Annotated in this window: 9 protein-coding genes; 6 read left to right on the plus strand and 3 right to left on the minus strand. The window is 61.9% G+C overall.

Annotated elements, in window-relative coordinates; translation table 11 throughout:
- The first annotated feature begins 1 nt into the window (after position 1).
- Together AC3RLQ_RS18875 and AC3RLQ_RS18880 are read left to right on the plus strand one after the other, a co-directional pair.
- A complete protein-coding gene (locus tag AC3RLQ_RS18875; RefSeq protein ID WP_493030201.1) occupies positions 2-1,300 on the plus strand; it encodes an ABC transporter permease in 1,299 nt (432 codons plus the stop codon).
- Positions 1,301-1,312: 12 nt separating this feature from the next.
- Positions 1,313-2,119, plus strand: coding sequence for a rhomboid family intramembrane serine protease (locus AC3RLQ_RS18880; RefSeq protein WP_493030202.1), 807 nt, complete (start codon positions 1,313-1,315; stop codon positions 2,117-2,119).
- On the opposite strand, the gene AC3RLQ_RS18885 is transcribed toward AC3RLQ_RS18880, so the two are convergent.
- Positions 2,116-2,748 (minus strand): cyclase family protein, encoded by a 633-nt coding sequence (locus AC3RLQ_RS18885; protein ID WP_422321056.1) that lies wholly within the window; start codon positions 2,746-2,748, stop codon positions 2,116-2,118. The two genes, AC3RLQ_RS18880 and AC3RLQ_RS18885, sit on opposite strands and share 4 nt — an antisense overlap.
- Before the next feature lie 67 nt (positions 2,749-2,815).
- Here AC3RLQ_RS18885 and AC3RLQ_RS18890 point away from each other — a divergent pair, with 67 nt between their 5' ends.
- The gene (locus tag AC3RLQ_RS18890; RefSeq protein WP_493030203.1) at positions 2,816-4,156 is read left to right on the plus strand and encodes a Gfo/Idh/MocA family protein; all 1,341 of its coding nucleotides are present in this window, start codon (positions 2,816-2,818) and stop codon (positions 4,154-4,156) included.
- 110 nt (positions 4,157-4,266) lie between these two features.
- Here the strand turns inward: AC3RLQ_RS18890 and AC3RLQ_RS18895 are convergent, their stop codons facing one another.
- A complete protein-coding gene (locus AC3RLQ_RS18895; RefSeq protein WP_493030204.1) occupies positions 4,267-5,694 on the minus strand; it encodes a DUF1501 domain-containing protein in 1,428 nt (475 codons plus the stop codon).
- A 143-nt stretch (positions 5,695-5,837) separates the two neighbouring features.
- On the opposite strand from AC3RLQ_RS18895, the gene AC3RLQ_RS18900 reads away from it, so the two are divergent.
- On the plus strand, positions 5,838-7,745 hold the full coding sequence (locus tag AC3RLQ_RS18900) for a sulfatase-like hydrolase/transferase (protein WP_493030205.1): 1,908 nt from the start codon (positions 5,838-5,840) through the stop codon (positions 7,743-7,745).
- Between the two features lie 18 nt (positions 7,746-7,763).
- Here AC3RLQ_RS18900 and AC3RLQ_RS18905 read toward each other — a convergent pair whose 3' ends face one another.
- Positions 7,764-8,162, minus strand: a complete 399-nt coding sequence (locus AC3RLQ_RS18905; protein ID WP_493030206.1) for a thioredoxin family protein — start codon at positions 8,160-8,162, stop codon at positions 7,764-7,766.
- Positions 8,163-8,325: 163 nt separating this feature from the next.
- Between AC3RLQ_RS18905 and tkt the strand changes: the two genes are divergently transcribed.
- Together tkt and AC3RLQ_RS18915 are read left to right on the plus strand one after the other, a co-directional pair.
- Positions 8,326-10,302, plus strand: coding sequence for a transketolase (gene tkt, locus AC3RLQ_RS18910; protein ID WP_493030207.1), 1,977 nt, complete (start codon positions 8,326-8,328; stop codon positions 10,300-10,302).
- A gap of 140 nt (positions 10,303-10,442) precedes the next feature.
- The gene (locus AC3RLQ_RS18915) at positions 10,443-13,073 is read left to right on the plus strand and encodes a carboxypeptidase regulatory-like domain-containing protein (RefSeq protein ID WP_493030208.1); all 2,631 of its coding nucleotides are present in this window, start codon (positions 10,443-10,445) and stop codon (positions 13,071-13,073) included.
- Positions 13,074-13,114: the final 41 nt, after the last annotated feature.

Here is a 13,114-nt window from a genome sequence, read left to right on the forward strand (position 1 = left end):
CATGAGCCGACTCCCTGCCTTCATCCGCCACCACCTCGCCGGCTCCGGCATGCTCATCGCACTGCTGCTGCTGTGCGTCTTCTTCAGCATCGCCACCTGGACCCGGCAATACCCGCAGAATGCTGCCGCAGCCAAAGACGTCGTCTCCCAGATCAACCCGAACGCGAAAGTCCTTATCGTCGTGCGCCCGACCACCGCAGACACCGCCTTCGCCAAAGCTCTCCAGGCAGAACTCGGCTCCCGCGCTGAAATCATCCAGGGCGAACCCAAGGACGCACGCGCCGCGCTGCTGCGTGCCGCCGCATCGGGCGGCATCGATGTGATCGCCTGCAATCAGGCCACCGCATCTTGGCTCGTGTTCAGCGATCTTCCTGCCGACTTCCCCGCGCTCAAAAACGCCCGCGTGGTGCGCCCACGGCCCCATGCCTGGCCCGTCTTCCTCAAGACGGACAACCTGCTCAACATCGCCAATCAGATCGCTGTCATCGCCATCCTCGCCATCGGCATGACGCTCGTCATCATCACCGCCGGCATTGATCTAAGCGTGGGCAGCCTGATCGCCCTTTCCGCAGTCATCACCACGATCATCGTCCGTGATTTCTGCGGCGGTGTGCATGCCGGAGCCGCTGGCATGTTCGCCGCCGGACTCGGTGGCATCGCTTTGTGCGGTGTGTGCGGCCTGCTCTCCGGTGCCTTCATCACCCGCCTGCGCATGCCGCCTTTCATCGTCACGCTGGCGATGATGCTCGTGGGCAGCGGCCTTGCCTATCGGCTCGCCGAAAATCAATCCGTCTATCAGGTGCCGGATTCCTTCGCCCGGCTGGGACGCGGCTCCGATCTTCTGGGCCTGCCCAACGCCGTAGTCCTCATGCTGCTGCTCTACGCCGCCGCTCATATCGTGATGACGCAGACCCGCCTCGGCAGAAACCTCTACGCCGTCGGCGGCAATGTGGAAGCCGCGCATCTTTCCGGCGTGCCGGTGCAGCGTGTCATCCTCATCGCCTACGTCCTGTGCGGACTGCTTGCCGGACTCGGCGGTGTTGTCACCGCCTCCTTGCTCAAAAGTGGCTCCCCCACCTACGGTCAGATGTATGAGCTCTACGTCATCGCCGCCGTCGTGGTGGGCGGCACCAGCCTCAGCGGAGGCCGCGGCACCATGCCCGGCACCCTCATCGGCGCCTTCATCATCGCCGTCATCCAAAACGGCATGAACCTCACCAACGTCGAAAGCAACACCCAGAAAATCGTCCTCGGCCTCGTCATCCTCTGCGCCGTTCTCGTCGATCGTGTGCGTAAGTAGAAATCAAAACTCATGTTCAACTCCTGGCTCCCCGAATCTCAAGATCGACTCCCGCTGACTTGGTGGAAAACGCACCCTGTCTATCTCGCCGCCATCATCGCACTCGCCGGAGCTGCGAGCATGGTCATCACCGCGGTGCTCGGTTACGACTTGATGGGGCATTTTGTCTTCACTTACGACAGCGCCTTTCGTCATCTCCATCTCTGGACGCCTCTGACCTACATCTTCGTCAATCCTCCCAGTCTCTGGACACTCGTCGGCTGCCTCCTGCTCTGGAATTTTGGCGAAGCTGTGGAGCGCCACCTGGGCCGCCGCGCCTTTGTCCGGCTGCTGCTCCTGCTGCTGCTGGTGTCACCGCTGCTCGTCACTTTAATCTCCCTCGCCGGTGGTCGTGGATTCGCCTGCATGGGCATCACGCAGCTTGAGTTCGGCGTCTTCATCGCCTTCGCCACGCTGTATCCGAATGCGAAGCTCAACGTCTTCATTCTCGCCGTCGAGGCCTGGGTGCTCGCCGCCGTTTTTGTGGGCATCAATGCTCTCGTTTGTATTGGCGGCCGCGACTGGTCCTCACTCCTCCTCCTCGCCGCCAACGTCGGCACCGCCTACGCTTTCATCCGCTACGAAACAGGCGCGCTGAAGCTCCCCTCCCTGCCCAAACGGTCACCGCCGCAGACCCGGAAGCCCGCGAAAAAAAGCAGCACTCCCACCGTCGATGACATCCTCGACAAGATCAGCCATCAAGGCATGCAAAGCCTCACCGCCGAGGAGCGCCGCATCCTCGACCAGGCGAGCGATCAGATGAAGCGGCGCGCGGGTTAGCGCAGCACCACACGGCACGGAGCACCGTCGGCACCTTCCAGTTTCAGCGGCAGGCAGATCAGCTCGTAGTAGCCGGATTTGATCTCGGCCAGATTGAGGCCTTCGATCACCCAGATACCAGCACCGAGCATGATCTGATGGGTTTCCACACCGTCCTTGTTGAAGCCGCCGATGCTGAGGTAGTCGACGCCCACGGTCACCACGCCTTGATCGACGAGGTACTGCGCGGCGTCCGCACGGATGGAGACGAAGTCCTTGTCGAACTCGTTCATCGCCCAGCTTCGCGTCGAGTTGCGCGTCTTGAACAGCACGCGTTGGCGCGGGGCTATTTTGAGCTTCTTCAGGTCATCCACCGTGATTTGATCCTCACAGTCCAGCAGCTCAAAAACGCGGCAGCGGCCAATCACGGGCTCCAGTGGCATCTGCTCCATCGTCAATCCATCGGCGATGAAATGTCGCGGTGCATCCATGTGCGTTCCCGTGTGGGCGCTCATGCTCAGGTGCGTCAGATTGCACACTGCACCGTCGTCCATGCTGACCACACGTTTGATGTGGCACTCGGGGTCTCCGGGCCAATGAATCATCCCGTCGCGGAGGGGTACGGAGATGTCTTTCCAAGGTCGTTTCATAAGGACTAATACGAGCCTGCGAGCAGACTCTACGCAAGACCTTGTTTTTATTTTGCGTTTTCTAAAAATGTCCCAGCTTCCTCGTCGTCAGTTCATTAAATCCACCGCAGTCGCAGTCTTCGGCTTTCAAATCGTGCCTCGGCACGTCATTGGTGGTACCGGTTTTACTCCACCGAGTGAAAAAATTAATCTCGGCTGCATCGGCATCGGGGGGCAGGGCGGTGGCGACATCAGGGATCTGGATGATTCAGGCCTCGCCAACATCGTGGCACTCTGTGACGTGGATCTCGACCACTCCGCCGGCACGATCAAAAAATACCCGAATGCCAAGCTCTACCGCGACTACCGCGAACTGATCGACAAACAGAAGGACATCGACGCCGTCCTCGTGGCCACGCCCGACCATGTGCACGCACCCGCGAGCATCATGGCCATGCGCGCCGGGCGCCACGTCTATGTGGAGAAGCCTCTCGCCCACACCATCGCCGAAGCACGTGCCATGCGCGATGTGGCAGCAGAGACCAAACGCGTCACTCAAATGGGCAACCAGGGCCACGCCAGCGAAGGCATCCGCCTCACGCGTGAGTGGATCCAAGCGGGTGCCATCGGCAAAGTCTCCGAGGTGCATGTGTGGTCCGACCGCCCCGGCAAATTCTGGGATTCCCAAGGCAAGGCCTACCCCACCGACACACCGCCTGTGCCCAAAAATCTCGACTGGGACCTCTGGCTCGGCCCGGCCAAAGCACGCGCCTACCATCCAGACTTCTGCCCGCGCAAATGGCGCGGCTGGTGGGACTTTGGCTGCGGTGCGCTGGGCGATATGGCCGTGCACAACGCCGACCCCGCCTTCTACGCGCTGGATCTCGACGCCCCCGACTGGGTCGAAGCCGAGAACGGCCCGAACAACAACCAGTCCTACCCGATCTGGAGCATCATCACCTACCACTTCCCCGCCAAAGGCGACCGCCCCGCCGTGAAAATGGTCTGGTATGACGGCGGCAAACTGCCTCCCCGCCCGGAAGGTCTCGAAGAAACGCGCAACCTCGGCGACAACGGCATCTACTTCGTCGGCGACAAAGGCTGCATCCTCGCTGGCGGCTGGTCCGGCACTCCGCGCATCGTGCCCGAGACCAAGATGCAGCAGTTCGTCATCCCCGCGAAAACGATCCCCCGCTGCCTAAGCGGTCACCGCAAAGAATTCCTCGAAGCCTGCAAAACCGGCAACCCGCTGGATGCCAAGTCCGGCTTCTGGTATTCCGCCCCCTTCACCGAATCCCTCCTCGTCGGCCTCCTCGCCGTTCGCTTCGGCAAACGCGTTGAATGGGACACCAAGGCGATGAAATCCCCCAACACCCCCGAAGCCGACGCCATCATCCACAAGGCCTATCGAGCGGGGTATGGCATCTGATCGGAGGATAGCCGTCCCGGCTGTCAGCGGATCGAGGCGTCTCGCCTTCGTCTGGAGGATCAAAGGCCAAACGCCTCGATCCATAGTCAGCCTGGAAGGCCGACCTCCATTCACGCCAGCATCTTCGTCACCAGTTCCCCAGCCACCCCCGTGAGCCTCATATCAAGGCCCTGGAAGCGCTGATTGAGCTTCGTGTGATCAAAGCCCAGCACATGCAGCAGCGTAGCGTGCAGGTCGTGCACATGCACTGGATCTTCGGTGACATTGAACCCAAACTCATCGCTCTGACCGAGCGTGAGCCCGGGCTTCATGCCACCGCCGGCAAACCACATGCTGAAGCAGTTCGGATGATGGTCGCGCCCGTCATTGCCCCCCTGCACCATCGGCGTGCGACCAAATTCGCCGCCCCAGATCACAAGCGTGTCATCCAGCAGACCACGCTGCTTCAGATCCCGCAGCAAAGCGGCGCAAGGCTGATCCGTGAGACCACACTGCGTCTTCAAACCATTCACCAAGCCACCATGGTGATCCCACGCCTCATGGAAGAGCTGCACAAAACGAACGCCGCTTTCCACCAGCCGCCGCGCCAGCAGGCAGTTGTTGGCAAAGGACGCCTCACCCGGCTTCGCACCATACATGTCGAGGATGTGCTTGGGTTCCTTGCTGATGTCCATCAGCTCCGGCGCCGTCTGCTGCATGCGATAGGCCAGCTCGAAGCTGTTGATGCGGCTCGCGATCTCAGGATCACCCACCACGTTGAGCCGCTCTTCATTGAGCTGCTTCAGGACATCCAGCGTGTCCCGTTGTGTCGCGTCATTGACGCCCTCCGGATTGCTCAAAAACAACACCGGCTCTCCGCTGCTGCGAAACGGCACGCCTTGATAGACCGTGGGAAGGAAGCCGCAGCCGAAGTTGCTCATGCCGCCGCTGGGGCCTTTCTGCCCGCTCTGCATCACCACATAGCCCGGCAGATCCTGATTCTCCGTACCGAGACCATACAGCGTCCACGCCCCAAAGCTCGGCCGTCCGAAAATCTGCGAGCCCGTGCTCATCAAAATCTGCCCCGGCGCGTGATTGAAAGCGTCCGTTTTCATCGACCGCACAATCGTGAGATCATCGGCCATCTTCGCCGTGTGAGGCAGCAGTTCGCTCAGTTCCGCACCGCTCTGCCCATGACGCGCAAACTTAAACTTCGGCCCCAGCAGCTTGCTGTTGGGATTGATGAACGCGGCGCGGTAGCCTTTGAGCAGATCCGGCGGCGGCAGCTTGCCATCCCACTTCGAGAGCTCCGGCTTGTTGTCGAACAGCTCCAGATGGCTCGGCGCACCACCCATGAAAAGATAGATCACCCGCTTCGCCTTCGCAGGATAATGCGGCTTTTTCTGCGCCAGCGGACTCACCGGCGCAGCCGCACTGGCCGTGCGCGACATCAGATCCATCGCCGCAATGCTCGCCAGACCCACGCCGCAGTCTTTGAAAAACCAGCGGCGGGTGCGGTAGCGGGCGTATTCGGCCTGAAGTTCGTGGCGGAGAGTCATGGCAGGGATTGACGCATAGAAATCGCCCGCTGGCGATCATGTCTATCCGCACGGGTTGCGCAGCACAATCCCGGCGGCGGCTTTCTCCATGCACGCACATTGACGTGAAGGATCGCCGCACCCGCCATCGTTCCACCCGCCCCATGAAGCAGCTGCGCATCATCCTTTCATCATTCATCTTCGCGGTCTCGTCATTTGCCGCCGACCGCCCCAACATACTCTGGCTCACCAGTGAGGACCACGGCCCGCACATGGGTTGCTATGGCGACACGTATGCGGACACCCCAAATGTGGATGCGCTGGCCGCGAAGGGCATGCTCTTCAAGCACGCGTGGTCCTGCGCTCCAGTCTGTGCTGCAGCACGCACCACCATCATCGCGGGCATGTACTCCCCATCCACCGGCGGCGAGCACATGCGCAGCATGGTGGCCATGCCCAAAGGCACAAAGATGTATCCGCAGTTCCTCCGCGAAGCAGGCTACTACTGCACCAACAACAACAAAGAGGACTACAACCTGCAAAAGCCCGAAGGCGTGTGGGATGAGTCCAACGGCAAGGCGCACTGGACCAACCGCAAGGACGGCCAGCCCTTCTTCGCCATTTTCAACGAGCAGTGCAGCCACGAAAGCCAGCTCCGCAAACGCCCTCACGTCGCCATTCATGATCCCGCCAAAGTCCGCGTCCCCGCCTACCATCCCGACATCCCCGAAGTGCGCCAAGACTGGGCGCAGTATTATGATCAAGTCACGCTCGCCGACGCCTCCGCAGGCAGGCGTTTAAAAGAACTCGAAGCCGCAGGCCTCGCGGCGGACACGATCGTCTTCTACTACGCCGATCACGGCAGCGGCATGCCCCGCAACAAGCGCTGGCCCTGCAACTCCGGCCTGCAGGTGCCAATGGTCGTCTATTTCCCGCCCAACTGGAAACACCTCGCGCCCAAAGAATACGGCGCCGGAGTGAAGTCAGACCGCCTCGTCAGCTTTGTCGATCTCGCACCCACACTGCTCAGCCTCATCGGCGTGCAGCCTCCGGAATGGATGCAGGGCCACGCTTTTGCGGGCAAGTTCCAGACCGAGCCGCAGCCCTTCGTCTACGGCTTCCGTGGCCGCATGGACGAGCGCTACGACTGCGTCCGCAGCGTCACGGATGGCCGCTTCGTTTATCTCCGCAACTACATGCCCCACCTCTCCCAGGGCCAGCATGTGAACTACCAGTTTGAAACACCCAGCACCCGCGTGTGGCGGCAGCTCTACGATGCCGGCAAGCTCACCCCTGAGCAGTCCATCTTCTGGAAGACACCCAAGGACCCCGAAGAACTCTACGACCTGCAAAGCGACCCCGATGAAGTCCACAACCTCGCCGCTCAGCCCGAGCACGCAGCGACACTCGCCAAGATGCGCACCGCACAGGAAAACCTCGCGCTGAAAATCCGCGATGCCGGCATGGTGGCAGAAGGCGAGATGCACCACCGCGCCGAAGGCACCACGCCCTACGACATGGCTCACGATGACTCCATGTATCCCCTCGCCCGCATCCTGAAAGCCGCAGGCTCAGCCTCCTCCATGAAGCCTGACGCCATGGCAGATCTCAAAGCCGGATTTGCCGACAAAGACAGCGCCATCCGCTACTGGTCCGCCATGGGCATCCTCATGCGCGGCAAGGATGGAGTCGAGGCAGCGCGACAGGAATTGACCGCAGCCGCCCGCGACACCTCCACCTACGTCCAAGTCGTCGCCAACTGGGCCCTCGCCAAATACGGCAGCGATGCCGAGCGCGCCGCCGCCCTGCCTGCCCTCGTGAGCCTCGCCAACTGGAGCCAGCACGATGTCTTCACCTCCCTGAGTGCCCTCAATGCCATCAGCGATCTCGGCGACAAGGCCCAGCCCATCGCCGCCCAGCTCAAAGAACTCCCCGCCAAAGGCGAATCCCCCGATCCCCGCTTCAATGGCTACGTCGCACGTCTGCTCGCTGATCTGACCGGCAGCCAGCCTGCCGTCGATAATGCGGGTGAGCCTCCGGCCAAGAAGGCGAAGAAGAACAAAAAGAAGTAGTCCCTCCTCAAAGGGAGCTCACAGCCCCAGCAGCTGCCGCATGCGCTCCTTCGGGATGCCCCCGATTTCCCGCCCAATTTCCCGCCCTGATTTGAATGCGATAAAGGTGGGGATGGGCCCCACTCCATGATCACGCGCCAGTGTAGGATCTTCGTCGACATTGATGCGAATCACCACCGCCTTGCCCTTCAGTTCCTGCGCCAGTTCCTCCACCATCGGACCCACGACTTTGCAGGGGCCGCACCAGTCGGCGTAAAATTCCACCAGGACAGGCAGCTTCGACAGGCGCACAGCGCTGATGGAAGTGGTGTGCCCCGTCCCCCCGCCCGAGACCGGACGCAGCATGTCGAACGCGATCCAGCCGATGTACAGCAGGACGGCTCCGGCGAGCCAGAAAGGGAGGTTGCCTTTGTTCACGCAGTACCATCCGGGGCAAATTTCATTCTGGCAAGGGGTGATGATGACCGATTCCCCCCAGTTTTCGACCTTGAAACCGACCCCTGCGCCAGTAAGGAAGGCGTCCCGCGCTTGGCCGCATCTGGCGCTGTTTCTGACCCTCATTGACCCTGAACCTCTCTACATGAATAAAACCCTCCTCGCTCAAGCCGCCAACGAAGCCCGTGGTCTCGCCATGGACGCCGTGCACAAGTGCTCCTCCGGCCACCTCGGCCTGCCCCTCGGCTGCGCCGAAATCGGTGCCGTCCTCTTCGGCGAAACCCTCCAGTGCGATCCTGCCGATCCCAAGTGGCTCAACCGCGACCGCTTCATCCTCAGCGCCGGCCACGGCTCCATGTTCATTTACTCCTGGCTGCACCTGAGCGGCTATGACCTTTCCATCGATGAAGTCTCCAAGTTCCGAGTGCTCGGCAGCCACACCCCCGGCCATCCGGAGTCCTTTGAGACCGTGGGTGTCGAGTGCACCACCGGCCCGCTCGGCCAGGGCATTGGCAATGCGGTCGGGTTTGCCCTCAGCGGCAAAATGGCGGCGGCGAAGTACAACACCGCCGACCACAAGATCATCGACAACCACATCATCGTCCTCGCAGGCGACGGCTGCCTTCAGGAAGGCGTGGCCCGTGAAGCCGTGGCCTTCGCCGGTCACAACCGCCTCGACAACCTCATCCTCATCTATGATTCTAACGATGTGACTCTCGATGCGATGGCCAAGGTCACGCAGGACGAGGACACCCTGGCAATTTACTCCGCCCTCGGCTGGGACGCAGTGGTCATTGAAGGCAACGACCTCGACGCCATTTCCACCGCCATCGAAAACGCCAAGAAGGGCGACAATGGCAAGCCCAAGATCATCATCGCCCGCACGCTCATCGGCAAAGGCATCCCCGAAGTCGCCGGCACCGCCAAGGCCCACGGCGAAGGCGGCGCCAAGTTCGTCGATGCCGCCAAGAAAGGCCTCGGCCTGCCTGAGGGCACCCATTTCTACGTCAGCGACGAGGTGAAGGCCTACTTCGCCGACCTGAAAAACAAGCGCGCCGCCATCCATGGCGAATGGAACAAAGTCTTCCTCGCCTGGGGCGCTGCCAACCCTGAGCTGGCCAAAGAACTCGACGCCGCACGTCATGGCTCGCTGAAGGCCGGGGACCTGCTCAAGCTCGTCCCCGAGTATCCGGCAGAAGGCAAGGCCGCCACCCGCAACAGCGGCGGCGAGATCTTCAATCACATCGCCAAGGCGGTGCCTCACATCATCACCGGCAGCGCCGACCTCTTCGGCTCCACCAAGAACTACCTCACCGGCATGGGCGACTTCGGTCCAACCAACCCAACCGGTCGCAACATTTGGTTCGGCATCCGCGAGCACGCCATGGGCGCCATCTGCAACGGCATCGCCTACGACGGTCTGTTCCTCCCCAGCGGCGCGACCTTCCTCGTCTTCGCCGACTACTGCCGCCCGAGCATCCGCCTCGCCGCGCTTTCCCGCCTGCCCGTCACCTACATCTTCACCCACGACTCCGTCGGTGTCGGTGAAGACGGCCCGACCCATCAGCCCGTGGAAACCGTCAGCGGCCTGCGCGTGATCCCAAATCTCGACGTCATCCGCCCCGGCGATGCCGAAGAAACCGCCGGTGCCTTCGCCGCAGCCTTCAGCCGCGCCGATGGCCCCACGCTCCTCGCCCTCAGCCGTCAAGATCTGCCCCATCAGGGCATCGCCAGCGCAGCCACCCGCCGTGAAGGCACCCTCAAAGGTGGTTATATCCTGGTGAAGGAAACCGCCCCCCTCGAAGCCATCGTCATCGCCACCGGCTCTGAAGTCCAGTGGGCCGTCGAAGGCGCCAAGGGCAAGCCCGGCGTCCGCGTCGTCAGCCTGCCATGCTTTGAGCGCTTTGACCGTCAGGACGCCGCCTACCGCGAGTCCGTCCTTCCGGCCGCTTGCACCAAGCGCATCGCCATCGAAGCCGGCGTCTCCGGCCTCTGGTGGAAATACGTCGGCACTCAGGGCCAGATCATCGGCATCGATCGCTTCGGCCTCAGCGCCCCCGGTAACACCGTCTTCAAGCAGCTCGGCATCACCGCCGAAGCTGTGGCCAAGGCGTTGGTGTAAGTTTATTATTTAGAGCGTGACTTGCATGCCCTGGAGACCCTAAACTCCAGGGCATGTTGCGTTTAAGCCTTTTTCTTGTGGCGACTCTGGTCGCTGGTCTGGGTGCCGTGGTGGGACGGGCTGAGCCCGCAGCCTCACCCATGGAACTTGTTTGCGAGGTGAACTCACCGGACGGGAAGCCAGTGGAGGGGGCGGAGGTATTGGTCATACTGCAGTCGAACTACAACTTGGAGGCCCTTCAAAATGAGATCTTGGCCACTGGAAAAACGGCTGCGGACGGCCGGCTCAAAGTGACCGTGCCCCACCGCCCGGGCAGCGGACAGCGTTACGGCACAGTCCTGGCCCGCAAAAAAGACGTCGGGGTTACTGGCACGGCGGCGGTGCTTTTCACGGCTGCCGGGCCGGAAGCCGAGGCGACCCGCAAAGTGTCTCTGCGGCTTTTTCCTCTGGCGGAGTGTCGTCTGCGCTTGCTGAAACCGGATGGCTCCCCTGCCGCAGGAGTGAAGGTGTGGGCGTCGGATATCGCCATGCCGCAGGACACGCGCGGGTTCATGTTCACACCCATGTATAGCGTACCCCATCTTCCCGAAGTAGGGTGGGAGGCGCGAACCGACGCCAAGGGCCGTTGCGTCGTTTCCGGCCTGCCGCAAGGGGCCAGTGTCTACCTCCAACACAACGCGGAGGGGCTGGCACAGCTCCCGGAAAGGCACGATCCATACTCTGCCAAGTCCCTCCGTGCCACCGGTGTGGAGCACGAGCGCCATCTGGTGCAGGGCGGAACCGTGCGCGGCAAAATCGTCACATCAGACGGCACCGCAATGGCGGGCTGCGACCTGTTTTTACTGGAAGATCTGCGCCCTTATACTACCGCCTACGGGGAGCGGAGCGTGGCGGATGCGGAGGGCCGTTTTGAATTCAAGCAGGTGCCGCCATCGGTTTACAAAATTATCTACCGAGCTCCGGGCTCAGAAGAGGAAAAATGGATTGGAGACACGCTGGAAAGACTCCAGGTGGGTGCCGGCCCAGCCACCACCGCACCAGATCTCGTGCTGACGCGCCCAGGGATTGTCACGGCTAAAGTGCTGGATGCGGAAACGGAAAAGGAGATTGAAAGCCCCATCACCTTCTTCTTGAAGGCGGGCACGCATCAGTTGCGCTACCGCTCACAGCGCATGGGGCCGCCCACGCATCTGCCTCCCGGCCCCAATGACGCAGTGCCAGTGCAGATCGGAGCAGGAGAGCGCAAGGAGATCACCTTCCGCCTGCGGCCGAAGAAAGCTGGTAACACGGTGACGGGGGTAGTGATCGATGAGAACGGCAGACCTGCGCCAGGGGCCGGAGTGGCACTGATGGGCGACCGCAGCGGCGGCTTTGTCATGCCCCAGTCCACGGACGAAAAAGGGACCTTCAGCTTCACCGTCAACGACCCAAAAAACACCCTGGCAGTGCTGGCCTGGACGGACACAGGCCTCTCCGAACCCACCTCGGTGAAGGCCGGCGGCAGCGCGAAGGTAAGACTGCAAACTGACGGCTTCGCGAGCATTAGCGGCGTCATCCGTGACGAGCAGGGAAAGCCTGTGGCCGGAGCCAGCTTGCAGGTGGCATATGACGTGCTCTTCGATTTGATCGGCGGCCCGGTGCCACATCACATCCGGGTGGGCCCGGATGGAGCCTTTCACATTCCCCGGGTGCCAAAGGCGGTGAAGGAGGTGACCCTGTTTGCGTATGCCGAGGGCTATGGCAAGGCCACCTTGCGCGATCACAATCTCAAACCTGGCGAGGCGCTGGAGTGGAACCCGGTGCTCACTGCGGTGCGTGAGTCAATCGCGGGCACCGTGGTGGACAAGGCAGGCAGCCCCGTGGCCGGTGTGCAGATTCGAATTTATGGCGATGCTCAGCCTACGGTAAACAAATCCGTGGTGACGGATGCTCAGGGACGCTTCCGCGTGGAGAACCTGGCCGCGGCACCACTGCGCGTGGTGGCGCAGCAAAGGACGGATGTGGTCTCACGCAGCGTCACCCTTTCTGCGAAGGCGCCGGCTAGCGATCTGCGCCTGGTGCTGCCAGATGCCGTGGCAAAGGTTTCCGGCATCGTGCACGATCATCGCGGCAATCCGGTCATGGGCGCCGAGGTGAATTCGTACAGGTATGATCGAAAGACGATGACGGACAAGGAAGGGCGGTTTGCACTCGTCGGCCTGGAGCAGGGCTGGCTGACTCTGCGGGTCAAGACCGTCGGAAAGGACAGAAGCGAGGAGGAGGAGTTCCGCCTGAAGGCCGGCATGCAGAATGTGCGGCTGGACCTGCCGGCGGAAGCATCCCCGGAATTCAGCTCGGCACCGCCGCTCGATCTGACCGGCAAGACCGCACCGGAGATCCATGTGGGGACGTGGATTCACAGTGAGCCGCTGGCGGCGCAGGCCGGCGGCAAGGTGCGCATCCTGGACTTCTGGGGCATGGAGTGCGGACCTTGCCTGGCAGGCTTTCCCAAAGTGCAGAAGTTTTGGGAAAAGCATGGTGCGGATGGCATTGAGATCATCGCTCTTGGCTCGCCTCATTACCCGAAGGAGGAGGTGCAGGAGTACTTGCTAAAGCATCCAGACCTCACCTTCCCCATGGCCATTCAGGCCAAAGGCGCACGGGATGCCAATGCCTACCAGGTGCGCGGCGTACCTACCTATGTGGTGATCGGCAAGGACGGGAAGATCCTTTCCAGCGGACATGACTGGGATGAGGCCGCCACCATGGCCCTGAAGGCCGCGAAACCATAAAGCTGCCTGGCGCGAACGAATTGACCGAAATCGATCGAGGC

This window comes from Prosthecobacter sp. GW821-HT29F12, from assembly GCF_058803405.1.